Annotated in this window: 21 protein-coding genes and 3 pseudogenes; 5 read left to right on the forward strand and 19 right to left on the reverse strand. The window is 68.9% G+C overall.

The genetic code is table 11. The features are described from left to right. The 17 genes and pseudogenes from ABW137_RS36295 to ABW137_RS36375 form a co-directional block, all read right to left on the reverse strand. Positions 1 to 84, reverse strand: a pseudogene (locus tag ABW137_RS36295) (YggT family protein); the annotation flags it as partial. Positions 85 to 231: 147 nt separating this feature from the next. After that, the gene (locus tag ABW137_RS36300; protein WP_526407888.1) at positions 232 to 918 is read right to left on the reverse strand and encodes a cell division protein SepF; all 687 of its coding nucleotides are present in this window, start codon (positions 916 to 918) and stop codon (positions 232 to 234) included. Positions 919 to 982: 64 nt separating this feature from the next. Continuing rightward, a complete protein-coding gene (locus ABW137_RS36305) occupies positions 983 to 1,732 on the reverse strand; it encodes a YggS family pyridoxal phosphate-dependent enzyme (protein ID WP_526407890.1) in 750 nt (249 codons plus the stop codon). Next, positions 1,729 to 2,436 carry a peptidoglycan editing factor PgeF gene (gene pgeF / locus ABW137_RS36310; RefSeq protein WP_526407892.1) on the reverse strand — a complete coding sequence of 236 codons (708 nt, stop codon included), beginning with the start codon at positions 2,434 to 2,436 and terminating at the stop codon, positions 1,729 to 1,731. Before pgeF ends, ABW137_RS36305 begins: the two co-directional genes overlap by 4 nt. Positions 2,437 to 2,469: 33 nt before the next feature. Further along, positions 2,470 to 3,618, reverse strand: coding sequence for a cell division protein FtsZ (ftsZ, locus tag ABW137_RS36315; RefSeq protein WP_526407894.1), 1,149 nt, complete (start codon positions 3,616 to 3,618; stop codon positions 2,470 to 2,472). Positions 3,619 to 3,777: 159 nt separating this feature from the next. Beyond that, the gene (locus ABW137_RS36320) at positions 3,778 to 4,737 is read right to left on the reverse strand and encodes a cell division protein FtsQ/DivIB (protein ID WP_526407927.1); all 960 of its coding nucleotides are present in this window, start codon (positions 4,735 to 4,737) and stop codon (positions 3,778 to 3,780) included. Next, positions 4,729 to 6,191: pseudogene (gene murC, locus ABW137_RS36325) on the reverse strand (UDP-N-acetylmuramate--L-alanine ligase); the annotation flags it as partial. The gene ABW137_RS36320 and the pseudogene murC, both read right to left, overlap by 9 nt. Next, positions 6,188 to 7,351 carry an undecaprenyldiphospho-muramoylpentapeptide beta-N-acetylglucosaminyltransferase gene (gene murG, locus ABW137_RS36330; protein WP_526407929.1) on the reverse strand — a complete coding sequence of 388 codons (1,164 nt, stop codon included), beginning with the start codon at positions 7,349 to 7,351 and terminating at the stop codon, positions 6,188 to 6,190. The pseudogene murC and the gene murG, both read right to left, overlap by 4 nt. Then, positions 7,344 to 8,988, reverse strand: a pseudogene (gene ftsW, locus ABW137_RS36335) (putative lipid II flippase FtsW). Before ftsW ends, murG begins: the two are co-directional and overlap by 8 nt. Before the next feature lie 122 nt (positions 8,989 to 9,110). Next, positions 9,111 to 10,190 (reverse strand): phospho-N-acetylmuramoyl-pentapeptide-transferase, encoded by a 1,080-nt coding sequence (gene mraY, locus ABW137_RS36340; RefSeq protein ID WP_526407896.1) that lies wholly within the window; start codon positions 10,188 to 10,190, stop codon positions 9,111 to 9,113. After that, the gene (locus ABW137_RS36345) at positions 10,187 to 11,695 is read right to left on the reverse strand and encodes a UDP-N-acetylmuramoyl-tripeptide--D-alanyl-D-alanine ligase (RefSeq protein WP_526407898.1); all 1,509 of its coding nucleotides are present in this window, start codon (positions 11,693 to 11,695) and stop codon (positions 10,187 to 10,189) included. Before ABW137_RS36345 ends, mraY begins: the two co-directional genes overlap by 4 nt. Next, positions 11,692 to 13,224, reverse strand: a complete 1,533-nt coding sequence (locus tag ABW137_RS36350; RefSeq protein WP_526407899.1) for a UDP-N-acetylmuramoyl-L-alanyl-D-glutamate--2,6-diaminopimelate ligase — start codon at positions 13,222 to 13,224, stop codon at positions 11,692 to 11,694. The genes ABW137_RS36345 and ABW137_RS36350 overlap by 4 nt, the downstream gene beginning before the upstream one ends. Positions 13,225 to 13,256: 32 nt before the next feature. After that, positions 13,257 to 15,164 carry a peptidoglycan D,D-transpeptidase FtsI family protein gene (locus ABW137_RS36355; RefSeq protein WP_526407931.1) on the reverse strand — a complete coding sequence of 636 codons (1,908 nt, stop codon included), beginning with the start codon at positions 15,162 to 15,164 and terminating at the stop codon, positions 13,257 to 13,259. After that, positions 15,164 to 16,213 carry a cell division protein FtsL gene (gene ftsL, locus ABW137_RS36360; RefSeq protein WP_526407901.1) on the reverse strand — a complete coding sequence of 350 codons (1,050 nt, stop codon included), beginning with the start codon at positions 16,211 to 16,213 and terminating at the stop codon, positions 15,164 to 15,166. The genes ABW137_RS36355 and ftsL overlap by 1 nt, the downstream gene beginning before the upstream one ends. Beyond that, on the reverse strand, positions 16,213 to 17,184 hold the full coding sequence (gene rsmH / locus ABW137_RS36365) for a 16S rRNA (cytosine(1402)-N(4))-methyltransferase RsmH (RefSeq protein WP_526407903.1): 972 nt from the start codon (positions 17,182 to 17,184) through the stop codon (positions 16,213 to 16,215). The genes ftsL and rsmH overlap by 1 nt, the downstream gene beginning before the upstream one ends. Positions 17,185 to 17,350: 166 nt before the next feature. Beyond that, entirely contained in the window at positions 17,351 to 17,782 is a 432-nt protein-coding gene (gene mraZ, locus ABW137_RS36370) for a division/cell wall cluster transcriptional repressor MraZ (protein WP_526407933.1), read from the reverse strand. Positions 17,783 to 18,184: 402 nt separating this feature from the next. Continuing rightward, on the reverse strand, positions 18,185 to 18,586 hold the full coding sequence (locus tag ABW137_RS36375) for an SCO2097 family morphological protein (protein ID WP_526407905.1): 402 nt from the start codon (positions 18,584 to 18,586) through the stop codon (positions 18,185 to 18,187). A gap of 310 nt (positions 18,587 to 18,896) precedes the next feature. On the opposite strand from ABW137_RS36375, the gene ABW137_RS36380 reads away from it, so the two are divergent. The 4 genes from ABW137_RS36380 (at position 18,897) to ABW137_RS36395 (ending at position 22,993) form a co-directional block, all read left to right on the forward strand. Next, on the forward strand, positions 18,897 to 19,490 hold the full coding sequence (locus tag ABW137_RS36380) for a GNAT family N-acetyltransferase (protein ID WP_526407907.1): 594 nt from the start codon (positions 18,897 to 18,899) through the stop codon (positions 19,488 to 19,490). Between the two features lie 95 nt (positions 19,491 to 19,585). Next, positions 19,586 to 20,224 (forward strand): LppM family (lipo)protein, encoded by a 639-nt coding sequence (locus ABW137_RS36385; protein ID WP_526407934.1) that lies wholly within the window; start codon positions 19,586 to 19,588, stop codon positions 20,222 to 20,224. Positions 20,225 to 20,367: 143 nt separating this feature from the next. Continuing rightward, positions 20,368 to 21,453 (forward strand): bifunctional (2E,6E)-farnesyl/geranyl diphosphate synthase, encoded by a 1,086-nt coding sequence (idsA2, locus tag ABW137_RS36390; protein WP_526407909.1) that lies wholly within the window; start codon positions 20,368 to 20,370, stop codon positions 21,451 to 21,453. A gap of 16 nt (positions 21,454 to 21,469) precedes the next feature. Next, positions 21,470 to 22,993: an alpha-(1->6)-mannopyranosyltransferase A gene (locus tag ABW137_RS36395; protein ID WP_526407911.1), complete on the forward strand. Its 1,524-nt coding sequence runs from the start codon at positions 21,470 to 21,472 to the stop codon at positions 22,991 to 22,993. Here ABW137_RS36395 and ABW137_RS36400 read toward each other — a convergent pair. Then, positions 22,990 to 23,394 carry an Rv2175c family DNA-binding protein gene (locus ABW137_RS36400; RefSeq protein WP_526407913.1) on the reverse strand — a complete coding sequence of 135 codons (405 nt, stop codon included), beginning with the start codon at positions 23,392 to 23,394 and terminating at the stop codon, positions 22,990 to 22,992. The two genes, ABW137_RS36395 and ABW137_RS36400, sit on opposite strands and share 4 nt — an antisense overlap. A 23-nt stretch (positions 23,395 to 23,417) precedes the next feature. Between ABW137_RS36400 and ABW137_RS36405 the strand changes: the two genes are divergently transcribed. Beyond that, positions 23,418 to 24,653 carry a protein kinase domain-containing protein gene (locus ABW137_RS36405; protein ID WP_526407915.1) on the forward strand — a complete coding sequence of 412 codons (1,236 nt, stop codon included), beginning with the start codon at positions 23,418 to 23,420 and terminating at the stop codon, positions 24,651 to 24,653. A 9-nt stretch (positions 24,654 to 24,662) separates the two neighbouring features. Here the strand turns inward: ABW137_RS36405 and ABW137_RS36410 are convergent, their stop codons facing one another. Next, positions 24,663 to 26,060, reverse strand: a complete 1,398-nt coding sequence (locus ABW137_RS36410) for a class II 3-deoxy-7-phosphoheptulonate synthase (RefSeq protein WP_526407917.1) — start codon at positions 26,058 to 26,060, stop codon at positions 24,663 to 24,665. Positions 26,061 to 26,069 lie beyond the last annotated feature (9 nt).

A 26,069-nucleotide genomic window follows, 5' to 3' on the forward strand; every position in this document is an offset into this window, starting at 1 on the left:
GATGAATTCGACAACGACCCGGGCGATCAGCAGCAGCCAGAAGACGAACAGCACAAAACCCAGGATTTGAAAGACCATCGACAACTGAAGCCGACCTCACTACTGCATACACAGACGGGCAGGAATTAGGGACATTCGAGCAGCTGGGACGAGCGTGCGATCCCAGGACGTCAGCCTACCTGGCGGACTGGACCGGGCTGGGCGCCGCAATGCTCTCCTCGGCCGGAACCCCTACTGGTAGGAGTAGAAACCGGCCTCGGCGATCCGGCGGCGCTCGTCGGCACTGACGTCGATATCGGCCGGTGAGAGCAGGAAGACCTTGGTGGCGACCTTGTCGAAGGATCCGCGCAGCGCGAACGCGAGCCCGGCGGCGAAGTCGACCAGCCGCTTGGCGTCGGCGTTGTCCATCGACACCAGGTCCATGATCACCGGGGTGCCGTCGCGGAAGCGCTCACCGATGGTGCGGGCCTCGCTGTAGTCCTTGGGACGCAGCGTGGTGATCTTGGCCAACGGGCTGCCCTCTTCGAAGATCGCCGCCATCCGGCGGGGCTCCATCGCGACCGCCCCACGGGTGGCGCCGTGCAATGTGTTGAAGCGCGGACGCTCGAGGTCGCGCCTGCCGCGCAGCGGCTCGTCAAGGTATCCGCCGCGGTAACCGGCTGGGGCGCCTGCCATTTCGCGGTCGAACTCGCGGCCGCCGACCCGATCCATCCGGTCGTCGTAGCCGCGGGCGTCGGGATGGCCGTACCCGCCGTCTTCCTCGAAGCGCTCGTCGCGGGGGCGACGGGGGTAGGCCCGTGCCGAGCGCTCCTCGTCGTACTCGCTCCTCGGGTGCGCGGCGTCGTCGTAGTACTCGTCGTCGTAGTCGTCCATCGGGGCCATCCCGAAGTAGGCCTTGACCTTATGCAGTGTGCTCATCGGAGACCCTTCTGACGCCTGAAACTTATGTTGTCTGTGATGAAGATGTGACTGGAGTGACTACTCAGGGTGACGTTAGAGGACGTTGCCCCAGAAGGGCGGTACCGACACGCACACACGTTGAGCCGTGTTGCACCGCCGTCTCGAGGTCGTTGGACATGCCTGCCGATAGACCGAGCCGTTGCTGGTAGGAGGCCTGTACCCGGAGACGCTCGGATTCCAAACGCGCGAATGACTCGGCGGCGTCCACACCCAGCGGAGGGATCGCCATCAGCCCCACGAACTGCAGCCCCTCGGTCGCATCGACGAGGCCGCACAGGTCATCCACGAGATCCGGCCGACCGACGTCCACCCCTCCCCTCGCCTCGTCACCGTCGAGGCTCAGTTGGACGTACACCCGCAGCGGCTCTGCGCGCAGTCCATCCGCCACGGCCTGCGTGGCCCCCCGACCCAGCGCTTCGGCCAGGGCCACGCCGTCCACCGAGTGGGCCGCGTACGCCCAGCCCGCGACGGCGCGGGCCTTCTTGCGCTGGATGCGGCCGATCATGTGCCAGCGAATTGCAACGGTGTAATTCGACTCGGCCACTTCGGCGATTTTCTTCGAAGCTTCCTGTTCGCGCGACTCACCAAATGCGCGACAACCAATTCGCATCAATTCAATTACATCCGAGGCCGGAAAGAATTTCGTCACGGGAAGTAATTCGATCTCCGACACGTCCCGCCCCGCCGAGCTCGCCGCCGCGTCGAGCCGCTTCTGGAGCGCGCCAAGCGCCTCCGCGAGTTCGGTGCCGCGGGGCGTACTCGTCGGCGTCATTCCATCCACACCAGGGACGCGAGCCGCCCGGTGGGCGCCGCCCGGCGGTGGCTGAACAGATTGGCGTCGTCGACCGTGCATCGGGGATCGACGTCGACGGACTTCACCCCCAGTGTGGTCAGCTGCCTCGTGATGCCAGCCCTCAAGTCCAGTCCGGCGGTGCCGCGGAGCGTCGTGGTCCGGCTCCCCGGTACCGCCGCCTCCACCTCGGCGGCCATGGCGTCGGGTACCTCATAGTTGCGGCCGCTGACGGCGGGGCCAAGCAGGACCGACACGTCCTCGACCTTTGCGCCGTGCGCCACCATCGCCTCGACGGCCCTGGCGACGATCCCCTTCTGCGCGCCCACCCGCCCGGCGTGCACCGCGGCGATCACGCCGGCCCGCGCGTCCGCCATCAACACCGGAACGCAGTCGGCGGTCACGACCGCCAGGGCCAAGCCTGCGGTCGTCGTGACCAGGCCGTCGGTGGCGTCGACCGCCGACGGCACCGGACCGTCCACGGCGACCACGCGATCACCGTGCACCTGATTCATCCAGACGACGCCGTCCACACCCAGTCCGATCGTCGTCGCCAACCGCTCACGATTGGTGGCGACGGCCTTCGGATCGTCGCCGACGTGGTCGCCCATGTTGAACGAGTCGAACGGCGGGGCGGACACACCGCCCGCGCGGGTGGTCGTCACACGCCGAATGCGAAGGCTCACGGTCCCCAGTATTCCGCCCCGGCGGCGAAAGGGTCAGTGCCGCATGAAGGGTGGCACGTCGACGTCGTCGTCATCATCACCACCGCCGCCGATGCTGACCGTCGCACCGTTGGTGTGCAGCGGCACGCTCGCCGGGTCGACCGGCTCGAAGGCCGAGGACGTGACCCTGCCCGCACGCCCGGGTGAGATGCCCTGGCCTGCGGCTTGGGTACCGACGACCGGCTTGCGGCTGGGACCCGCGGCGTCGAAGCCCGCGGCGATGACCGTGACGCGCACCTCGTCGCCGAGCGAGTCGTCGATCACGGTGCCGAAGATGATGTTGGCCTCGGGGTGCGCCGATTCCTGAACGAGCGAGGCGGCCTCGTTGATCTCGAACAGGCCGAGATCACTGCCGCCTGCCACCGAGAGCAGCACGCCCTGAGCGCCTTCCATCGACGCCTCGAGCAGCGGGGAGTTGATCGCCGTCTCGGCCGCCTTGAGCGCCCTGCCGTCGCCGCGCGCCGACCCGATGCCCATCAACGCGGTGCCCGCGCCGGACATGACGCCTTTGACGTCGGCGAAGTCGACGTTGATCAGGCCGGGCGTGGTGATCAGGTCGGTGATGCCCTGGACGCCGTTGAGCAGCACCTCGTCTGCGCTGCGGAACGCGTCCATCAGCGACACGGCGGCGTCGCCCATTTGAAGGAGCCGGTCGTTGGGGATGACGATGAGGGTGTCGCAGCTCTCGCGGAGCGCCGCGATTCCCGACTCGGCCTGGTTGGAGCGGCGCTTGCCCTCGAACGAGAAGGGCCTGGTGACCACGCCGACGGTCAGCGCGCCGAGCTTTCTGGCGATCGTCGCCACGACGGGCGCGCCGCCGGTGCCGGTGCCGCCCCCCTCGCCCGCCGTCACGAACACCATGTCGGCGCCGCGCAGCAGTTCCTCGATGTCGTCCTTGGCGTCTTCGGCGGCCTTGCGGCCGACCTCGGGATCGGCGCCTGCGCCGAGTCCACGGGTGGAGTCACGACCGACGTCGAGCTTGACGTCGGCATCGCTCATCAACAGCGCTTGCGCGTCGGTGTTGATGGCGATGAACTCGACGCCCTTGAGGCCTTGTTCGATCATCCGGTTGACGGCGTTGACGCCGCCGCCACCGATGCCGACCACCTTTATGACTGCGAGATAGTTGTGCGGGGGTGTCATCGGTCGTCTTCCTCCTGTGCAAACTCTCAACCTCAACCATAGGCTTAGAGTTATGTCAAGTAGTTTCGCGCAACCAGAACGGTAGGGCGAGGGCGTGGGGTAACCGCGCAGGCGCGCCGAACGTGTCGCAGGATTTTTGCGCCGCCAAACGACGCAGCGCTACTTCACCGTCGGCAGATCCGGACTGGACACGTCGTAGGTGCGCCCCGGCTGCGTCAGGAGCGCCGCCAACTTCAGGGCCTTCTCGTCGGTACGGTCCGTCGTCCCCCAGATGACCTCGCGACCATCGAAGAGCGTCAAGGTGATCGAGGCAACCGACGGCGCGGCGATCCGGCTGATCTGGCCCGCCACCTCCGGTCGTAACGCGGTGAGCACCTGAAGCGCGGCCAACGTAGGCAGGTCACTGGGGCCCGGCGTGTCGGCATCGAGATACGGCAGGCCGGGCGGCGGGAGCGCGGAGGCGAAGTCCACCCCGTCGCGGTCGAACAGGTGCGGTCCATCCGGATAGTCCTTGACCACCAACGGAACCCGCTCCACGATCGTGATCCGCAGCGTCGACGGATACTCGCGCTGCACCCTGGCACTGGCCACCCGTCGGATGGTGGCGACGCGTTCGGCCACGGCGTCGGTGTCGATCTGCAGCAGCGGGGTTTCCGGCGCCACTGCGGCAGCCTGCTCCACCTCGTCCTGAGTGATGGTGACCAGGCCCGTGATCGCCACCACGCGCGCGGACATGATCGGGGTGAAGTAGAGCAGGAGCCCGAGGCCGACCGCGATCACACTCGCCAACGCCGACCACATCAGCGCCTTGAGACCCCGGATCAGCCCGCGCGCAGGGGCTTTCGGCTCGTCGGCCGTGCGGCCGGTCACGCGGCGCTTGGCCTCCCGGCGCGCATTCTCGATCGCGACGGCCCGCGCTTGCGCCGCTCGCCGCTCCTCGCGCTCCCGACGGGCCCTGCGGCGTGGGCCCTCGAAGTCCCCTTCGCCGGCCTCCCCTGCTGGGGCGTCTGCTGGGGCGTCCCCTGCTGGGGTGTCTCCTGCTAGGGTCTCGTCTTCTGGGGCGTCTCCTGCTGGGGCGCCGTCCTCGGCGCCATCCGCGGTGTCGGCAGGGCCGGTCACGCCTGCCCGCTCCCCGGCGCACCCTTGGTGGCCCTGGCCTGCACGGCGGACAGGATCTCCTGGCCGAGCAGCGTGACGTCACCCGCTCCCATCGTCACGACGACGTCACCCGGCCGCGCCACCTCTGCGACGAGATCGGCGACGGCGGAGAAGTTCGGCACGTACCGCACCGACGCGGTCACGTTGTCGGCGACACTGGCGCCGCTGACGCCGACGATCGGCTGCTCACGTGCGGCGTACACGTCGAGGACGAACACCTCGTCGGCAATGCTGAGGGCCTGCCCGAACTCGCGGGCGAAGGTCTGTGTGCGGGAGTAGAGGTGTGGCTGGAACACCACCAACGACCGGCCATGACCCGCGACGGCGCGCAACGCCTCCAGCGTGGCCCGCACCTCGGTGGGATGGTGCGCGTAATCGTCGAAGACTCGGATCCCCGCCGCGGTCCCCACTGCCTCGAATCGCCGTCGCACACCCTCGAACGAGGCCAAGCCGTCCAGGACCACGTCCACCTCGGCGCCGGCCTGCACTGCCGCCAGCAGCGCCGCGAGCGCGTTGAGCGCCATGTGCCTACCGGGCACCGCGAGCCGCATGCCTCGAGGCATCGACTCGCCAGCGAGCTGGACGGTCGCCACGCTTCCGGTGCCCTGCTGCTCCCAATTGACCAGTACACCAGCAAGATTCGAGATCACTTCGGGATCGGCCACGCTGCCGTAACGGAGCACTCTGACCCCTCGCGCCGCCGACCGTTCCGCAAGGGCAGCGGACCCCGGATCGTCGACGCACACCACGAGGGCGCCGCCGGGCCGCAGTCGCGTCACGAACTCGTCGAACACGGCGCCGTAGGCCTCCGCGCTGCCGAAGAAGTCGAGGTGGTCGGCTTCGACGTTGGTGACCACCGCCACGTCGGGGGTGTACTCCATGAGCGAGCCATCGCTCTCGTCGGCCTCGGCGACGAAGCAGTCGCCGCTGCCGTGGTGGGCGTTGGTCCCCGCCTCGCCGAGATCGCCGCCGACGGCGAACGACGGATCGAATCCGCTGCGCTGCAACGCCACGATGATCATCGACGTGGTGGTGGTCTTGCCGTGCGTGCCCGTCACCATCACCGTGGTGTAGCCGTCCATCAGCTTGGCCAACACGGCGGGCCGCAGGACCACCGGAATGCCGCGGCGGGCGGCCTCGACCAACTCGGGATTGTCCTTCGGGATTGCGGCGTGCGTGCTCACGACGACGGTCGGCCCACCGGGGAGCATGTCCAACGACGAGGCGTCATGACCGATCCGAACGTGGGCGCCCCTGGCCCGGAGCGCGACGATGCCACGCGACTCCTTGGCATCAGAACCGGACACCATGCCGCCACGGTCGAGGATGATCCGCGCGATGCCGGACATCCCCGCTCCCCCGATGCCCACCATGTGCACCCGCTGCAACTCCGGTGGCAGACCTCGCCCGCTCATCGTCGCCCCCTGCCGTGTCTGGCGACCTCGATGGCCACCTCGGCCACCCTGCGAGCCGCGTCGGGGTGACCGGCCAGCGCCGCCGCCGTGGTCATCGCCGTCAGACGCTGCGGGTCACCAAGCAGCACCCGCCCGGTCTCCGCGACGAACGCAGGCGTGAGGTCGGCATCCGCGACGAGAAGGCCGCCGCCTGCACCGACGACCGGTAGCGCATTGAGGCGCTGCTCGCCGTTGCCGATCGGCAGCGGCACGTACACCGCGGGCAGGCCGACGGCGGTCACCTCGGCGACCGTCATCGCGCCGGAGCGGCAGATGGCGAGGTCGGCCGCGGCGTACGCCAGGTCCATCCGGTTCAGATACGGCACCGCGACGTACGGCGGATCCCCCGGCGCGGGCTCCCGCAACTCCAGGACGTTCTTCCTGCCGTACGCGTGCAGCACCGCGATGCCAGCCGCGGCGAGGTCGTCGGCGGCAGCCGAGACGGCGCGGTTGAGCGACTGCGCCCCCTGCGAACCGCCGAACACGAGCAGCACCCTGTCGGTGTCTGAGAAGCCGAAGTAGGCGCGTGCCTCGGCCCGCATAGCCGTCCTGTCGAGGGTCGTGATGGCCTCGCGGACCGGCACCCCGACGACTTCGGCGATCCGGCCCAACCCCGGCTCCGGCACGGCGGACAGCACCCGCCGCGCCGAGCGTGCGCCGACCCGATTCGCCCACCCTGCCCTGGCGTTGGCCTCGTGGATCACGACGGGTATCCGGTGTCGACCCAGGGCGCCGCCGCGCGCGGCGAGGTAGGCAGGCAGGGCGACGTAGCCGCCGAAGCCGACGACGACGTCGGCGTGCACGGCGTCGAGCACCGCCCTGGTCTGGCGAACCGCGGTCCGCACCCGCAACGGCAGCCGGGCCAGGTCGCCCGAGGGCTTGCGAGGCAGCGGCACGGGGGTGATCAGTTCGAGGTCATAGCCACGCTCTGGCACCAGCCGTGTCTCGAGCCCACGGTGGGTGCCCAGCGCCGTGATCCGGATGTCGGGAGCCAAGGACTTCAGGGCGTCGGCGACGGCCATCGCGGGTTCGACGTGTCCGGCGGTGCCCCCACCTGCGAGGACTACGGATAGGACACCCGGCTGCTGCCCGTTCACATCACTCCCCGGGTCGCTACGCACCTGCCCGCCGGAAAAGGGGTTGCTCACCCGTAACGCTGACCTTCCAGGGTTCGAGCTCGACGGCTCGGCTGACTCTGACGGCCTCCATGATGCCCTGAGCCCTGCGCCGAGCGGTCGGCCGCATCCGCTGACCGCCGCCTCGGCTCCTCGGCGCGCTTGCGGGCGGGCTTCGGCTTTGGGGGCTGCTTCGCGTTCGACTTGGGCTTGGGCTTGGGCTTGGCCTTTGCCGTGGGGTTGGCTGTGGAGTTGGGCTTGGGCTTGGCCTTGGAACCTGCCTTGGCCTTCTGAGTGGCCACGGCGGGCTTGCCGGGCCGGGCCCGCAGCCGGTCGCGGGCCGCCTCCAGCCGGGTCGGGACGTAGGGCTCCGGAAGGGGCAGCCGCAGCAGCCGGTTCATCCTGTCCTCGCGGCCTGCCCGGAGCGCGGCGACCGCCTCCGGCTCGTGACGGGCCGCGTTCGTGATGATGCCGAGCATGAATAGCGTTGTCGCCGTTGATGTTCCGCCCGCCGAGATGAGCGGCAACTGCAGGCCCGTCACGGGCAGCAGCCCCACCACGTAGCCGACGTTGATGAACACCTGGCCCAGCACCCACAGCGTCGTGGTCGCGGTGAGCAGCCGGAGGAATGGGTCCGCGGAACGTCTGGCGATCCGCATCCCGGTGTAGGCGAACAGGCCGAACAGCAGCAGCAGACCGAGCGCACCGACGAAGCCGAGTTCCTCGCCGATGATCGCGAAGATGAAGTCGTTGTGGGCGTTGGGCAGGTAGTTGTACTTGGCCGTGCCCTGGCCGAGACCGTCGCCGAACACCCCACCGTTGGCCAGCGCGTAGCGCGCCTGTCTGGCCTGGTAGCCCGAGCCCTGCGAGTCGGCGCTGGGATCCAGCCAGGACTGCACGCGGTCGGACCGGTAGCCCTCCGACATGGCGAGGATGCCCGCGGCGATGACCACCGCGACGAGCGAGCTGAGGAAGACGCGCAGCGGAAGGCCCGCATACCAGAGCAAGCCGAGCAGGATGATGCCGAGCGACACGGTCTGCCCGAGGTCGGGCTGGAGCACGATCAGCAGCAGCGCGATGAGGGCGCCGGGCACCAGCGGGAAGAGCAATTCGCGGACCGAGGCGCGCTCCATGCGCCGCGAGGCGAGCAGGTGCGCTCCCCATATGGCGAAGGCGATCTTGGCGAGTTCTGAGGGCTGCATCGAAAAGCCCGCGACCACGAACCAGCCGCGAGAACCGTTGGCCTCCTTGCCGATACCCGGTATCAGCACCAGGATCAACAGGACGATGGTGAAGGCGAAACCGGGAAACGCGAGCTTGCGCATGACGCTGACGGGTACGCGCAGCGCCAGATAGAAGGCGACCAGCCCGACCACCGTCCACAGGACCTGCTTGGCGAAGATCGCCCACGGCGAGCCGTCCGTGTCGTAGGAGCGCACGCCCGACGCCGAGAGCACCATGATGAGGCCCAGGGTGATGAGCAGCGCAGCAACCGCGATGATCAGGTGGAACGACGTCATGGGACGCTCGAGCCACGCCCCGAACTTGGTCCGGGGGACGGCGGCCGCAACGGTGTGGCCGGGGTCGGCGGCGGGCGCCTCCGCCTCGGCAGCGGGTCGCCGCAGCTTGGCAAGGATGTTCACAGCTACCCGGCCACGATCACATCAGTCACAGATGCAACATCAGGCTCATTTGTCCCTTGCACCCCAGAATCCTCCCCCGTCACAGGCCTGGCAACGCGGACATCCGGGGGTGTGTCGCGAGCTCAGCCTCCGACGGCGGCCAACCACTCGCCGTAGAACAACGCCACCCCTAGGCCGCACGCGATGGCGGTAAGCAGCCAGAACCGGATGATGACCGTGGTTTCCGCCCAGCCCACCAGCTCGAAGTGATGATGAAACGGCGCCATTCGGAACACCCGCCGACCCGTCGTCCTGAACGCCATGATCTGCACCACCACCGAGGTCACCTCGGCGACGAACAGCGCCCCGAGCACGACGGCCAGCATCTCGGTCCTGCTGGTCACCGACAGCCCGGCGATGATGCCACCCAGCGCCAGCGAACCCGTGTCCCCCATGAAGATCTTCGCCGGCGCCGCGTTCCACCACAGGAATCCGATGCACGCGCCCGCGGTGGCCGCGGCGACCAGAGCCAGGTCCAGAGGGTCGCGGACGTTGTAGCAGCCGAGCCCCGGGCTGAACGCACACGAATTGCGGAACTGCCAGAACGTGATGATCACGTAGGCGGCGGTGACCATCGCCATCGCACCCGCCGCAAGCCCGTCGAGGCCATCGGTGAGATTCACCGCATTCGACCAGGCACTGACCAACACGACGCAGAACAGCACGAACACCGCGGGCGCCAGCGTCACCGTGGCGATCTCGCGGACGTAGGACAGCTCTGCGCTACCCGGGGTGAGACCGTCGCCGTTGCGGAACTGCAGCGCCAGCACGCCGAAGAGGACCGCCGCCGCGAGCTGACCGACGGTCTTGGCGGTCTTGTTGAGACCGAGGTTGCGCGAGCGGCGGATCTTGATCATGTCGTCGAGGAACCCGACCCCGCCGAGCGCCGTCGCCAGGCCCAGCACCAGCAGGCCCGACGCCGACGGGCCGTTGCCGTCCAGCGCAAGACCGACCAGGTGCGTACCGAGGTAACCCGCCCAGATGCCCGTCAGGATCGCCAGCCCGCCCATGGACGGCGTGCCACGCTTCTTCTGGTGGCTCTGCGGGCCGTCCTCGCGGATCTCGTGGCCGAAGCCCCGCCGGGTGAACAGGCGGATCAACGCGGGTGTCAGCAGGATCGAGACCGCGAGCGCGATGCCGACGGCGATCAGAATCTGCCTCATCCGGCTCCGCCCCCCGCCTCGGCGGCCAGCGCGTCGGCCAACTCGGCGAGGCCCGCCGACTTGGACGCCTTCACCAGCACGACGTCACCTTCGCGGAGTTCGGCTTCCAGGAGCTCCAGCGCGGCGCCCGCATCGGCGACCATGGTGACCTCGCTGCCCCACGATCCCTCCATGACGGCACCGTGATACATGGCGCTCAAGGACCTCCCCGTTCCAACGACGACCAGTCGTGACACATCTAAGCGCACGGCGAGTCGACCGATGCCGTCATGTTCGGTGATCGCGTCGTCGCCGAGCTCGGCCATCTCGCCCAACACGGCCCAACTGCGTCGCGGCGCGGCACCCGCCGCACCCCCCGACTTGGCCATCCACGCCAACGCCTTCAATCCCGCCCGCATCGAGTCCGGGTTGGCGTTGTAGGCGTCGTTGACCACCGTCACGCCGTCGGCACGCGTGCCGACCTGCATGCGGTGCCGCGACACCGGGCCCGCCGAAGCGAGGGCGTCCGCCACCTGCTCCAGGCTGGCGCCACACTCGAGCGCGACGGCGGCCGCGCACAGCGCGTTGGAGACCTGGTGGTCGCCGTGCACCGCCAGTTCGACGGGAATCTCACCGTTCGGAGCGTGCAGCGTGAAACGCGGCCGCGCCAGCTCGTCGAGGACGACGTCGGAGGCCCAGAGGTCGGCGCCGCTGCCGCGACCGATCCGGACGACGCGGGCGGCGGTGTTGTCGGCCATGGCGTTCACCGCCGCGTCGTCGGCGTTCAACACGACGACACCGGAGGACGGAACCGCTTGCGGCAGTTCGCCCTTGGTAGCGGCGATGGCCTCGCGGGAACCGAACTCACCCAGGTGAGCGGTGCCCACGTTGAGCACGACGGCGATCGACGGCGGCGCGATCCGCGCCAGTGCCGCGATGTTGCCGGGGTGGCGCGCCGACATCTCAAGCACCAGGTAGTCGGTGTCGGTGGTGGCGCGCAGCACGGTCCACGGGTGCCCCAGCTCGTTGTTGAACGATCCTGGCGGGGCGACGACGGAGCCCAGCGGGGTCAACACGGCGGCGAGCAGATCCTTGGTGGAGGTCTTTCCCGACGACCCCGTCACCCCGACGATGATCAATCCGTTCTCGACCAACCGGGCGGCAACGGCGGCCGCCAGCCGGGCCAACGCCTCCAATACCGCCGCCCCCGACCCGTCGGTGTCGAACTCAAGGACGCTGGCGCCCGAATCGACGCTCTCCGCGTGGGGTTTCACGACGATCGCGGGCACCCCGACCGGACGCGCCGCCAGCACACCCACCGCGCCCGCGGCCACCGCCTTGGCCGCGAAGCCGTGCCCGTCCGCGCGCTCCCCCGGCAGCGCCAGGAACAGACCACCGGCAGTCACCGCGCGGGAGTCGAACTCGACCGTTCCGGTCACCAGCGTGGTCTCCGCCTCCTCGGCCGACACGTCGGCCAACTCACCACCGACGATGCGCGCGATCTCGGCCAGCGTCAGATCGATCACGAACGTGCCCCCAACGCCTGCAACGACCGGGCTAGCTCGTCGCGGTCGTCGAACGGCCTGGTGTGTCCGTTGCTGGTCTGCCCGGCCTCGTGCCCCTTGCCCGCGACCAGCACCACGTCACCGGCGCGAGCCCAGCCGGTGGCGAAGTCGATGGCTTCCCTTCGGTCCCCGATCTCCACGACCCGTGCGGGGGCGCCCACGGTGCCCTCGACGATCGCCGCGCGGATGGCGGCAGGCTCCTCGTCGCGCGGATTGTCGTCGGTGACCACGACGAGGTCGGCCAGCTCGGCGGCGGCCCGGCCCATCGGTTCGCGCTTCCCGGGATCGCGGTTGCCACCCGCACCGAAGACCACCGCGATCCGCCCCTCGGTCTGAGCCCGCAGCGTCTCGAGGACGGCCCGCAGCGCGCCCGGCTTGTGCGCGTAGTCGACCAGCGCCAGGAAGCCCTGGCCGCGATCGATTGGCTCCAGCCTGCCCGGCACGGTCGCCGCGTGCAGGCCAGGGGCGGCCTGCTCCGGCGACACCCCGACGACGTCGAGAAGTGCCGTCGCCAGAAGACAATTGGCGACGTTGTAGGCGCCTGGCAGCCCAATGCGCAGGCCGTGGTGCACACCGGCCGGGTCGACGGCGACGAATTCCTGATCGACCGCGCCGACGGCGCGCACGTCCTCGACCCGCCAGTCGGCGTCGGTGCCCACGGTGCCCACGGTGATCGGCCGATCGGCTCTCGACGCAATCACCCGGCCGGCGTCGTCGTCGATGCACACGACGGAAACGTCGGCGTGCGTTGGCGACTCGGGCTCGAACAATTTGGCCTTCGCGTTGAGGTAGTCCTCCATCGTCGGATGGAAGTCCAAGTGGTCACGGGACAGATTGGTGAACCCTCCGACGGCGAAGTGGACGGCGTCGACCCTGCCCTGGGACAGGGCGTGACTGGACACCTCCATCACCACGGTGTCGATGCCGCGCTCGACCATCACCGCCAACAGCGCCTGCAGATCGGGAGCTTCCGGGGTCGTCAACGCGCTGGGCTCGTCCTTGCCGTCGATCCGGATGCCGACGGTGCCGACGAGGCCCGCGACCCGCCCCGCCGCGCGCAGCCCCGCCTCGACCAGATAGGTGGTCGTGGTCTTGCCCGACGTGCCCGTCACGCCGATCACCCGCAGGTGCTCCGACGGTCGCCCGTACACCCCTGCGGCCGTCTCGCCGAGCACGTCCCGCGGAGCGGCGTGCACCAGCACGGGTACGTCGACTTCCCCGCCGATCACGTCGGCGCCCGCCGGATCGGTGAGGATGGCCACCGCACCGCGGCGCACCGCGTCGGCGGCATACGCCGCACCGTGCGCGGACGCGCCTGGCAGCGCCGCGAACAAGTCACCGGGTTCCGCATCCCGGCTTCGCAGCGTCACCCCGGTGACCCTGACGTGAGCGGCAGTCGAACCGGATGGTCCGGCTCGCACGACTGCCTGCACGCGCTCGGCCAGCGCTGCGAGGCCTTCACCGACCGGATGCGAGGGACGCAAATTCATGGCCATGACACCCTACCGGCCCCGCTGCGGAGTCAGCCCTGCAGAACCAGCGGCGGGCCCGGATCGGGCGACAGCGGCACGCTCTCGCGCTGCAGCAGCCACGACGCGAGGTTGTGCACCAGCGGCGCCGCCGTCGTGCCGGGTGAGCCGTCCGCCGTGCGGTGCGGGTTGTCCATCATGACGCCGACGACGTAGCGCGGATCGTTCGCCGGGACCATCGAGGCGAAGGTGATCCAATAGACGTCGTCGTAGTAGCAGCCGCAGCCCGGGTTGATCTGCTGCGCGGTGCCGGTCTTGCCCGCGATCTGGTAGCCCTCCACCGCCGCTCCTGAACCCGTGCCCTGCTGGACCCCCGTCGGGTCGCGTTGAATGGTGGCGCGCAACATGTTCCGGACGGTCTGCGCGGTTCCCGGTGACACCACTCGAACACCGTCGGGCCGGGGCTCGTCGGTCTTGGTGCCGTCGGCAGCGATCGTGGACTTGATGATGCGGGGCGGGATGCGGACGCCGTCGTTTGCGATCGTCTGGTACATGCCCGTCATCTGGAGCAGGGTCATCGAAAGGCCCTGTCCGATGGGCAGGTTCGCAAACGAGCTACCCGACCACTGGTCGATCGGCGGGACCAGGCCCGCGCTCTCGCCGGGCAGACCGACGCCGGTGCGTTGCCCGAGCCCGAACTTGTCGAGCATCTCCGCGTAACGTTCGGGGCCGATCCGCTGCGCCAACATCAGCGTTCCGACGTTGGACGACTTACCGAACACCCCGGTGGTGGTGTACGGCATGACGCCATGCGCCCAGGCGTCCCTGACGGTGACACCGCCCATGTCGATCGAGCCGGGCACCTGCAGCACCTCGTCGGGGTTGGTCAGCCCGAACTCGATGGCCGAGGACGCGGTGATGATCTTGTTCACCGACCCCGGCTCGAAGGGCGAGGACACCGAGAGGTTGCCCAGCTCGCGGTTGGACTGGCGGCCCACGTCCTGGCTGGGGTCGAACGTGTTGTCATTCGACATGGCAAGGACCTCACCGGTTTTCGCGTCCAACACCACGGCGGAGACGTTCTTGGCCCCGGACAGGTCCTTAGCCTGCTGCACCTGCTGCTGGACGTAGAACTGGATGTCGTCGTCGATGGTGAGTTGAATCGTCGATCCGTCGACGGCGTCGTGCCGGTTGCGGTAGCTGCCGGGAATCACGACCCCGTCGGAACCGCGGTCGTAGGTGAGCGACCCGTCGGTGCCAGCCAGCTTGGCGTCGAAGGAGTCCTCGAGACCGAGGAGACCGTGGCCGTCCCAGTCGATGCCGCCGACGATGTTCGCCGCAAGCGAGCCGCCGGGATACTGCCGGATGTCCTGGCGCTCCGCGCCGACCTCGGGGTACTTGGAGGTGATCGCGTCGGAGATCGCGGGGTCGATCGCGCGGGCCAGGTAGACGAAGGAATCCTTGCTGGCCAGCTTCTTGTAGAGGGTGGCGGCGTCCGGCTTGTTGTTCAGCAGCCCCGAGACTCCCTTGGCGATCTCGCGCAGCCGCGCCGCGGGATCCGGCGCGCTCGGATCCTTGACCTTGGTCTCGGCGAGCAGCTTCTGGATCAGCACCGGCTGGAACGTCAACGCGCGGGCCTCGATGGTGAAGGCGAGTTTGTCGTCGTTGCGATCGACGATGCTGCCGCGCACTGCCTTCTCGACGTCGGTGACCTTCAGCTGGCCTGCCGCCTCCGCGCGCAGCCCCTCGGCGCGTGGCACCTGCAGCATGAACAACTGCCCTGCGGCCACCAGCAGCACCAGCGCGATCACGCCGTTGCCGACCCGGTGCCGAAACACGAAGGAGGCACTGCGCAGACCATCGTCGGCCACCGCGGTGCGGGTTCGTCGTTCGGTGGCCGAATGCGGCGCGGCGGGTCGGACCCTCGGGGTGGGCGATGGCGCGGGGCGCTTGCGGCGCATCATGCCGGGGCACCCGGCACGGGTGCCGGGGCGGGTGCCGGAGCGAGAGGGACCTGCAGGTCATCGCCGGGCGGCGGGCCGGGCAGCGTGGGCACCCCGTGCACGGGGATGGGAGCCGTAAGGGGTTGGGGCGCAGCCGCATCGAGCGGTGCCGGAACCTCGGCGGGGACGGGGGCACCCGGAACTGGGGCTGGCAGGGGTGACGCCCCCGCGGCAGGCGGCGCAGCCAACGTGACCGGAGGGGTCGCGAGCTCGGCAGTCGGCAGCGGGGCGGGCCGCGGCGGGATGTGCACGGCGACCTCGCGCGGCTCAACGACCCGCGGTGCAGGCGCGGCGGGAGGCGCCGGCGGCGCCGGATCCGGCAGAGGACTGTTCAGCGGCGGCGGCGGAACTCCCTCGGCAGGTCGGGGCGTTCCGACCACCATCCAGTTGCCCGCCGGATCCTGCACCAGGTGCGCGGTGTCCCTGGACGGGATCATGCCCAGCTCGCGCGCCGCCTCAGCCAGCGCGGGCGCCGCCTGAGCCTCGAGCACGTCGCGTTCCAGGCCTTCCTTTTGCTGGGCGAGTGCCTCGTTGAGCTGGCGCGCGTGGCCCAGCTGGTAGGACCGCTCCGCAGCGTCGGTCGACAGCCACAGCGTGACGCCGAGACCAACGCCGAGCGCTCCGATCACCAGCACCACGAACGGCACTCTGGTGACGACGCGGCGCGGGTCGAGGTCGATCGACGACAGTTTGATCAGCAGCCGCTGCCGCATCGGCAAGCGAACTACCTTGGGCGCCTTGGCCTTCCGGGCCTTCGACCGCGCCTTGGCTTGGGCGGCGTTCTTCGGCCTTGCCGGGCCCTCGGTGAGCCGCGGCATCGGGCTGGTGTGCGGCACCGAGCGCTGCGGCCGCTTCTCCCGCGTGGACCGGCGACCACGCACCTGCGCTTCCGGCGCGCGCCGCTGGGTGGTGGATTCGCGCGCCCCCCGACGGCGTTCCGATGCCTGCGGCTCATCGCGCGAGCGCTCGTCGGCGGCAGTACGGACCGGTCCTCGTCGCGTGGCCATCACGAACCTTCCCTTTTGACAACCTTTTCCAGTGCCCGTAGCCGCACGGAGGCGCTACGGGGATTGCTCTCGATTTCGGCGGCGTCCGCCTTCTCGGCGCCGCGCGTCAACGACACGAAGTCCGGTTCGTACCCGGGAAGTTCGACCGGCAGGCCCGCGGGCGACTTCGACGCCGTCGCAGCGGCGAACTGGCCCTTGACGATTCGGTCCTCCAGCGACTGGTAGGCCATCACCACGATCCGGCCGCCCTCGCGCAGCGCGGCCATGCTGGCGGGCAGTGCGTCGCGCAGTGAGTCGAGTTCGGCGTTCACCGCCACCCGCAACGCCTGGAACGTGCGCTTGGCGGGATGCCCGCCGGTACGCCTGGCAGGCGCAGGGATGACGTCGTAGAGCAGTTCGACGACTTCGGCGGTCGTCGTGAAGGGCTTGCGGTCGCGCCTGCGCACCATCTCGCCCGCGATGCGGCTGGCGAAACGCTCCTCACCGAACTCCTGCAGCAGGCGCGTCAACGCTCGCTTGTCGTAGGTGTTGACGATGTCGGCCGCGGTCAGCGGCGCATCGGGATCCATCCGCATGTCCAACGGCGCGTCATGGGAGTACGAGAACCCGCGCTCGGTGCGGTCCAGCTGCATCGAGGAGACCCCGAGGTCGAACAGCACGCCATCGACGTCGGCACTAGTGGCGGCGTCGCCCCAGTAGGCGTCGTAGCGGGACTGGACGTAGGTGACGCGGTCGCCGAACGGCGCAAGGCGCTCACCCGCAATGGCCAGTGCGGTGCGGTCGCGGTCAAGGCCGACGAGGTGCAGTCCCGGTAGCTCGGTCAGAAACCGTTCGGCGTGGCCGCCCGCGCCGAGGGTGGCGTCGATCAGAAGGGCACCAGTGCCGTCGGAGCCGCGCCGGGTCAGCGCCGGCTTCAGCAGCTCGACGCAACGGTCGAGAAGGACCGGGGCGTGGGGATGATCGTCAGGCATCGAAGCACCCTCGGAGACGGTGGCGGGGTGAAGTGGGCCCGCCCCTGCATCCAGGTCCCTGTCCGAGGTCGCGGACCTGGCGTTGGGGAAGTACGCCAGGGCCGGTTCGGGCAGAGGCCACGATGCACGGGCGGGGCCGGGCACGGGGGCCGTGTGAACGGCGGGATCAAATGATGTCGCGCAGGGTGTCATCGCTGGCCGCGGAGAAGTTCTCTTCGTGGGTCTGCTGATATGCCTGCCAAGCTTGGGCGTCCCAGATCTCCAGGTAGTCGATCGACCCGATCACCACGCAGTCCTTGGAGAGGTCCGCGTACAGACGATGATCGGCCGACAGGGTGATCCGGCCTTGTGCGTCGGGGTGCTGTTCATCGGTTGCCGCGGCGAGGTACCGCAGGTAGGCGCGAGCGTCCGGGTTGCTACGCGATGCCTGCGACGCCCGCTCCGCGAGCTTCTCGAATTCCGCTCGCGGGTAGACAGCCAGGCTGTGATCTTGACTTTTGGTGACCATCAGCCCTCCTGCCAGTGCTTCGCGGAACTTGGCGGGCAGCGTGAGCCGCCCCTTGTCGTCGAGCTTGGGCGTGTAGGTGCCGAGAAACATCTCGTCACCTCCAAGCACCAGCGGAACCCCGGTCGCTCCGCTGGGCGCCACATTACCCCACTATCCCCCACTTCGCCCCATTGACTGGCAAAAGTCAGGGCGTGCACCCCACCGAGCCCCAATATCGGGCCCGTTGACGGGATCTATGCTGCCGCCGCGTCACGGCGATCACCGCAAAAGTCCAGTTGGACGCCTCGGCTCGGCCAAGTGGGGCCCAGTGGGGCACGAGGGGGGACGCGCGTCGCCCGAGGGTTGCTGACGGCGTGTCGCGCGGCAAAGAAAAAGGGCAGCTCCATAAGGAGCTGCCCTGGAATCCCAGAACGGATCTGGGACTCAGTGAAACGTCATCTGGCTCAGTGAAACGACACCTAGCTCAGCAAAACGTCACGCCTCGGTGAAACGTCATTCCTCGAAGCGGCGGCGGAAGCGCTCCTCCATCCGGTTCGAGAACGAGTTGCCGCCCTTGTCACGTTTCTGGCGGGCCGAGTTCGCTTCCGGTGGTGCGCCCTCGCGGCCCTTGGCCACCCGCGGACCCGTGATCGCGAAGACCACCCCGCCGAACATGATGACGAAGCCGATGACGCTGATGATGAGGAAGATCGCGCCGAACTTCACGTACAGCGGAACACCGGACACCAGGAGCGCCAGCCCGAGGACGAAGAGAAGGGCTCCCTGCAGCCTGCGGCGCGCGGACGGGGCCCGGAGGTTCCCGCCGCGCACGCTTGAGGCGAACTTGGGGTCTTCGGCATAGAGAGCGCTCTCGATCTGGTCGAGCATGCGCTGCTCATGATCGGAGAGTGGCATCCGTGCCTCCCGTGTTGCGTCCTGCTGCGCCCGCGGAACCGCGGCCGTGCGTACCAAGTTTCGTGCGTCCGCGTTTGCGGAGCACCTGACAGCCATGATACGAGGTGAATCTGAGCCGTACCACCTAGTTCAACCAGTTGGGTTCCGAGATCACACTTGCTCTCGGCACCCGGAATCCAGTTTTCCCGAGCCGCCTCAGTACACAACGTTCGGGAGTCGAGTGTAGTTCCTGGGTGGGGAGTGGCGAGATAGTGCGTCGCTGACCGGATAATGACGTGTACTCCGAGAACCGCGCGAAGGGCACCCAAGGTTGGCGACGTTCCTCATCGATCTGTCACCGGGCGACATGCAACGACGCCTGGGCGACGCGCTCGGCATCTACGTCGACGCGATGCGATACCCACGCGGCACCGAGGACCAACGCGCCTCGATGTGGCTGGAGCACACGCGCAGGCGGGGCTGGACGGCGGTGGCCGCCGTGGAGGCGCCGGAGGGCTCGCCCACCGCCGGAGTGGAATTGCGCACAGCGCCCATGCTCGGCGTGGCATACGGCTACTGCGGGGCGCCCGACCAGTGGTGGCAACAACAGGTCGTGCAGGGACTGCAACGCGGCGGCACCGAGTCAACCCGGATCGCCGAGCTGATGACCAGCTACTTCGAGCTGACCGAACTGCACATCCATCCCAGCGCGCAGGGCCGAGGACTCGGCGAGGCGTTGGCCAGGCGCCTGCTGCTGGGGCGTCACGAACCGCACGTGCTGCTGTCCACCCCCGAGATCAACGGCGAGGCCAACCGCGCGTGGCGGCTCTACCGCCGCCTCGGCTTCGCCGACGTGATCCGTGGCTACCACTTCGCGGGCGACCCTAGGCCGTTCGCCATCCTCGGTCGGGAATTGCCGCTGTGACGGCCACAAGCTCCTCGCGCGAGCGCTCGTCGGCGCCGGTCTGGCACCATGTCGAGGTGCCGCACCGCCGCTCCAAGCGCCTGATCGCCCTGCTGATGCTGGTGTTGATCGCGCCGATGATGGTCGGCTGCGTCCGGGTGAGGGCCTCGATCACGGTGTCCCCCGACGACCGGGTGTCCGGTCAGATCATCGCCGCGGCGATCCCCCGCGACGGCGACGACAAGGGTCCGCAGCTGCTGAACAGCCTTCCCTTCAGCAACAAGGTGGCGGTGTCGTCGTACGCCCGCGACGACTACGTCGGCTCCCAAGCGGTGTTCTCCGACCTGACCTTCGCCGAACTGCCACAGCTCGCGGGCATGAACGGCGACGCCGCAGGCGTGGACATCTCGCTGCGCCGCGCAGGCGACCTGGTGATCCTCGAGGGCCGCGCCGACCTGACGTCGCTGAACGACCCCGAGGCCGACGTCTCGCTGAGCGTCACCTTCCCCGGCGAGGTGACGTCGACCAACGGTAGCCAGGTGTCGTCGGAATCCGTGCAGTGGACGCTCAAGCCCGGCGTGGTCAGCACGATGAACGCCCAAGCTCGTTACACCGACCCCAGTGCCCGATCCTTCACCACCGCGGCGATCTGGCTGAGCGTCGCGGCCTTCCTGGTGGCCGGAACCATCGGTGGCATCGCCTGGGTGAGCCGCGACCGTACCCCCGTCCTGCCCAACCCCCACGCGCAACGCTGACACGCTGCGACCGGGACGGATTTCTCCCCGTCGCTTCGGCCGCCCTAGCATGACTTGCAACGAACGTGCGCCCAACGCTTAGTCTGAGTGGGCTTTTAGGTCTTGAGTTGACGTTGGGGTAACGAAAGGGGCGCCCGCTGAGCGTGGATGCCGCGGCGCCGTCGGCCATCGAGCTGGCGGGGGCCATCACCGACCAACTGCGGGAGTACCTCCGCGGGCGCCGAAGCGACGCCGCCTACATCGGCACCGACTACGCCGAGCTGACCGAGGCGCTCGAGGAGTTCGTCCTGCGCGGTGGCAAACGGCTTCGGCCGGCGTTCGCCTACTGGGGTTGGCGGGCCGTCGCGTCCGAGGGGCAGTCCGCCGACGACGACGTCCTTCTGCTCTTCGGCGCGCTGGAGATGCTGCATGCGTGCGCGCTTGTCCACGACGACGTCATCGACGCATCCGCCACCCGCCGCGGTCTACCCACGGTGCACCGGCACTTCGCGGACCTGCACCGAACGAGGAACTGGCACGGCTCCTCCGAACAATTCGGCCTGTCGGCCGCGATCCTGCTGGGTGACCTGTCGCTGGTGTGGGCCGACGACATCGTCTCGGAAGCCGACCTCCCCGTCGACGCGCATCGCCGGGTTCAACGCGTGTGGGGCGACATCCGCACCGAGGTCCTCGGCGGCCAGTACCTCGACATCGTGGCCGAGGCCAGCGGCGCCGAGACCGTAGCGTCGGCGATGAACGTGAACACCTACAAGACCGCGTCCTACACCGTGACCCGGCCGCTGCAGTTCGGCGCGGCGGCGGCGGCGGACCGGCCCGACGTGCAGGCCGCCTTCCACCAGGTGGGCAACGACCTCGGCGTCGCGTTCCAACTGCGCGACGACGTCCTCGGCGTGTTCGGCGACCCCGTCGTCACGGGCAAGCCCTCCGGCGACGACCTTCGCTCCGGCAAGCGCACCGTGCTGCTCGCCGAGGCACTCGAACGCGCGGACCAGTCCGACCCCGTCGCCGCCAAGCTCCTGCGCACGTCCGTCGGCACCGACCTGTCCGAAGCACAGGTTCGCGAGCTCTGCGCGGTGATCGAATCCGTCGGAGCGCTGGCGGCCGTCGAGACGCACATCGAGACACTCACCGGCAAGGCGTTGGCCCTGCTGGACACCGCGACCATCGACGTCAACGCCAAGGTCGGTCTGGCCGAACTCGCCAGATTGGCGTCCAACCGGTCCGCCTGAGGCCGGTGACGGGCAGATGACGCAGCCGGCTCCCACCCCGGTATCCAACGACGATCCGAAAAGCGGAGTCCGCCAATGGATCTCACGACTGGCCGGATTCGCCGCCGCCCCCCAGGGCCGCCCCGCGCTGCTCGGATTCCTTGGCGCGGTCCTGATCGCCACCGGCGGCCTCGGCGCCGGTAGCACCCGCCAGCACGATCCGGTGCTGGAATCGATCCAGCTGTCGTGGCTGCGATTCGGCCACGGCCTAGTGGTGTCGTCGGTGCTGCTGTGGAGCGGCGTCGCGATCATGCTCTTCGCCTGGCTATGGCTCGGCCGCCACGTGATCGCCCGCACCGCAACCAAGTTCACGATGATCGCCACCACCGGCTTCTGGCTCCTGCCGCTGTTGCTCAGCGCGCCCGTCTTCAGCCGCGACACCTATTCGTATCTGGCCCAGGGCGCCCTGCTGCGCGACGGTTTCGACCCGTACGTCGTCGGGCCGATCGACAACCCGAACTCCCTACTTGACGACGTCAGCCCGATCTGGACGACGACCACCGCGCCGTACGGTCCGGTGTTCATCCTCGTCGCGAAGTTCGTCACGATGGTAGTGGGCAACCACGTCATCGCCGGCACCATGCTGCTACGCCTCTGCATGCTTCCTGGTCTCATCATGCTGATCTGGGCCGCGCCGCGAGTGGCCCGCCACGTCGGCGCCAACGATGCCGCGGCACTGTGGATCTGCGTACTGAACCCGCTGGTGATCATTCACCTCATGGGCGGGGTCCACAACGAGATGCTGATGGTCGGACTGATGATGGCCGCCATCGCACTCACCCTCGGCGACCGGCCTGCGTGGGGAGTCGCAGTGATCGCCATCGCCGTCGCCGTCAAGGCGACCGCGGGCATCGCCCTGCCCTTCATGGTGTGGATGTGGGTGCACCGCCTGCGCGCCAAACGCGGCCTCGGTCAGCCGCGCGCGTTCGCCGTCGCAACGGCGGCGTCGGCGCTGATCTTCGTCGTCGTGTTCGCCGTCGTGTCCTGGCTGGCCGGCGTCGGCCTCGGCTGGCTCACGGCCCTTGCCGGTTCGGTGAAGATCATCAACTGGCTGACGGTGCCGACCGCGATCGCCAACCTCACCAACGCCATCGGCGGCCTCGTCATCCCCGTCAACTTCTATGCGGTGCTCGAAGTCACCAGGATCATCGGCATCGCGACCATCGCCGTCTCGCTTCCGTTGCTGTGGTGGCGATTCCGGCACGACGACCGCGAGGCGCTGACGGGCATCGCGCTCGCGATGCTCGTCGTGGTGCTATTCGTTCCCGCCGCCCTGCCCTGGTACTACACCTGGCCGCTCGCCGTGCTGTCGGCACTCGCCCAGAGCCGCACGTCGATCGCTCTCGTCGCAGGCTTCTCGACGTGGATCATGGTGATCTTCAAACCCGACGGCAGCCACGGCATGTACTCCTGGCTGCACGTCGCTCTGGCCACGGCATGCGCCGTCGCCGCCTGGTACTCGCTGGCCAAGGCCCCCGAAACGCAGGCCAGCCCCGACTAGTACGCCATGGCTTGCGCCCGGCGCACCACCTCGCGCGCCTGATGCGAATGCAGGGCATCGACGGGCCGCGCGTTGGCCTTGGCCTCGGTCGCCCCGTCTCGGCTGATCGTCAGCGACGGGTCGGGGGTGAAGAGCCACCGCACGATCTCCGTCTCCTGATAGCCGCCGTCGTGCAGCACCACCAGCAGACCGCCGAGACTCTTGACCACGTGCCCGGAGTCGTCGAAGAAGATCTTCGGGACCACCAGAACCCCGTCGCGTCGCACCCCGATCAGATGTTTTTCGCGGAGATGCTGATGCACCTTGGTCACCGGTATGCCGAGGATGGACGCCACGGCGGGCAGGTCGTAGACGGCTTCGTCGGGGTCCAGAACGTCCTCGGCGGCCGGAATGGTGCTCACCGGACCAAGTCTAAGATGCACGCGTGGACAGCACCCAACGTTCGGACCCGCTCGTCGGTGTCGTCTTGGACGGGCGCTACCGCGTCGACGCCATCATCGCGACTGGCGGGATGTCGTCGGTGTACCGCGGCCTGGACATCCGGTTGGACCGCCCGGTGGCACTGAAGGTCATGGAGAGTCGGTATGCGGGCGACGAGCAGTTCCTGCTCCGCTTCCAGCGCGAGGCCCGCGCCGTCGCCCGCCTCAAGGATCCCGGCCTCGTCGCCGTGTACGACCAGGGCCTCGGAGACTACGGAGCCGGGCTTCCCTACCTGGTGATGGAGCTCATCGAGGGTGGCACGCTGCGGGAACTGCTGCGCGAACGCGGGCCGATGCCACCGCACGCCGTCGCCGCCGTCCTGTCACCGGTGCTGGGCGGCCTCGCGGTGGCCCACCGCGCAGGCCTCGTCCATCGCGACGTCAAACCCGAGAACGTGCTGATCTCCGACGACGGCGAGGTCAAGATCGCCGACTTCGGGTTGGTGCGCGCCGTTGCCGAGGCCAAGATCACCTCCACCAGTGTGATCCTGGGCACCGCCGCCTACCTCTCGCCCGAACAGGTGAGCACGGGTGACGCGGGCCCGGGCAGCGACGTCTACGGCGTCGGCATCCTCGCCTACGAATTGCTCACCGGCGCCACCCCGTTCACCGGAGACAGCGCGCTGTCCATTGCCTACCAGCGGATGGACAACGACGTGCCCCCACCCAGCGCCGCGATCGCCGGGGTACCGCCCCAGTTCGACGACCTGGTGGCCAGAGCGACCGCGCGCAACCTCGCCGACCGCTACCCGGACGCCGACGCGATGAGCGCCGACCTGGACACGTTCGTCGAGGAACTCGGTCTGCCGCCGTTCCGGGTACCCGCGCCGCGCAACTCGGCGCAGCACCTGGCGTCGGCCGAGTATCACAGCAGGCTGCTCGAGCAGGAGAACACGACCGCGTCCACCGCAGCTCCCCCGCCGCCGCCCATGCCCGTGCTCTCAGCACCGCACCAACACACCCGCGAGATGACCCGCGGACCCGGCGACTGGGACGACCGTGGCGAGAACCGTTCCGCACCAAGCGAATTTGCAGGGATCCCGATCGAGGACCTGGAGTGGGCCCGGCAACGCGGACGGCGCACCGAGCTGTTCTGGCTGGTGGCCATCGTAACGATCACCGCCATGGTGGCGTTCGGAGCGTGGACGCTGGGCACCAACCTGCAGGGCCTGCTCTCCTGACCGAATCGACTAGTCCCGCAGCATCTCCGCCACGAGGAACGCCAACTCCAACGACTGCTGGGTGTTGAGCCGCGGATCGCAGGCGGTCTCGTAGCGGCCTGCCAGGTCGGAGTCCGAAATGTCCTGTGCCCCACCAAGACATTCGGTGACGTTCTCACCGGTGATCTCGACGTGGATGCCGCCCGGATGGGTGCCGAGCGCCCGGTGCACTTCGAAGAAGCCCTGGACCTCGTCGACGATCCGGTCGAAGTGCCGCGTCTTGTAGCCGGTCGAGCTCTCGTGGGTATTGCCGTGCATCGGGTCGCACTGCCAGATGACCTGGTGCCCAGTCGCCTGCACCTTCTCGATGATCGGGGGCAGCACGTCACGCACCTTGCCGTTGCCCATCCGCGTCACCAGCGTCAGTCGGCCAGGGACGTTGTGCGGATCGAGGCGCTCGACGTACTCCACGGCCAGCTCCGGGCTCATGCTCGGGCCGAGCTTGACCCCGATCGGGTTGGAGATGACTTCGGCGAAGGCGATGTGCGCGCCGTCCAGCTGCCGGGTGCGGTCACCGATCCACACGTAGTGGGCGGACAGGTCGTACAAGCGAGATTCGGTGCCGTCCGCGGTGTCTTCCGTCGAAAGCCGCAGCATCGCCCGCTCGTAGTCCAGCACCAACGCCTCGTGGCTGGCGTAGATCTCGGCGGTCTGCAGATTGCGGTCGTTGACGCCGCACGCGCTCATGAAGCGCAGGGCGCGGTCGATCTCGGCAGCCAATGCCTCATACCTGGCACCCGCGGGCGAGGTGCGGACGAATTCGCGGTTCCAGTCGTGAACGGACTCCAGCGATGCCAGGCCCGACGAGGTGAGCGCGCGCACGAGGTTCATCGCCGCACTCGCGTTGGCGTAGGCCCGCACCAGCCTCGAGGCGTCGTGGTTGCGGACCGAGGCGTCGGGGGCGAACCCGTTGATCATGTCGCCGCGGTAGGACTTCAGCCCCAGCGCATCGATGTCGGACGACCGCGGCTTGGCGTACTGCCCCGCGATGCGGGCCACCTTCACCACCGGCATGCTGGCGCCGTAGGTGAGCACGACGGCCATCTGCAGCAGCGTGCGGATGTTGGCGCGAATGTGTGGCTCGGTGTTGTCCACGAACGTCTCGGCGCAGTCGCCACCCTGCAGCAGGAAGGCCTCGCCCCTCGCGACGTCGGCCAACTGCCCCTTGAGGCGCTCGATCTCCGACGGCACGGTCACCGGCGGGACGCTCTCCAGCACCGTCCGCATCGCCTTGGCCTGGTCAGCAGGCCAGCTCGGCTGCTGAGCGGCGGGCCTGGCCAACGCGGCATCGAGCCGCATGCGAAGGTCGTCAGAGAGCGGCGGCAGCGACGGCAGCTGATCGATGGGTACGTCGACGGTCCAGTTCACCCGTCCATG

The sequence above is a fragment of the Mycobacterium sp. genome, from assembly GCF_040509115.1.
Classification (GTDB): Bacteria; Actinomycetota; Actinomycetes; order Mycobacteriales; family Mycobacteriaceae; genus Mycobacterium.

Excerpts from the sequence above, each read along its gene's own strand:
- ABW137_RS36300 (WP_526407888.1), bottom strand. The coding sequence starts at position 918 with ATGAGCACACTGCATAAGGTCAAGGCCTACTTCGGGATGGCCCCGATG.
- ABW137_RS36305 (WP_526407890.1), bottom strand. The coding sequence starts at position 1,732 with ATGACGCCGACGAGTACGCCCCGCGGCACCGAACTCGCGGAGGCGCTT.
- ftsZ (WP_526407894.1), bottom strand. The coding sequence starts at position 3,618 with ATGACACCCCCGCACAACTATCTCGCAGTCATAAAGGTGGTCGGCATC.
- mraY (WP_526407896.1), bottom strand. The coding sequence starts at position 10,190 with ATGAGGCAGATTCTGATCGCCGTCGGCATCGCGCTCGCGGTCTCGATC.
- ABW137_RS36350 (WP_526407899.1), bottom strand. The coding sequence starts at position 13,224 with ATGAATTTGCGTCCCTCGCATCCGGTCGGTGAAGGCCTCGCAGCGCTG.
- ABW137_RS36355 (WP_526407931.1), bottom strand. The coding sequence starts at position 15,164 with ATGCGCCGCAAGCGCCCCGCGCCATCGCCCACCCCGAGGGTCCGACCC.
- ftsL (WP_526407901.1), bottom strand. The coding sequence starts at position 16,213 with ATGGCCACGCGACGAGGACCGGTCCGTACTGCCGCCGACGAGCGCTCG.
- rsmH (WP_526407903.1), bottom strand. The coding sequence starts at position 17,184 with ATGCCTGACGATCATCCCCACGCCCCGGTCCTTCTCGACCGTTGCGTC.
- mraZ (WP_526407933.1), bottom strand. The coding sequence starts at position 17,782 with ATGTTTCTCGGCACCTACACGCCCAAGCTCGACGACAAGGGGCGGCTC.
- ABW137_RS36375 (WP_526407905.1), bottom strand. The coding sequence starts at position 18,586 with ATGCCACTCTCCGATCATGAGCAGCGCATGCTCGACCAGATCGAGAGC.
- ABW137_RS36385 (WP_526407934.1), top strand. The coding sequence starts at position 19,586 with ATGCTGGTGTTGATCGCGCCGATGATGGTCGGCTGCGTCCGGGTGAGG.
- ABW137_RS36395 (WP_526407911.1), top strand. The coding sequence starts at position 21,470 with ATGACGCAGCCGGCTCCCACCCCGGTATCCAACGACGATCCGAAAAGC.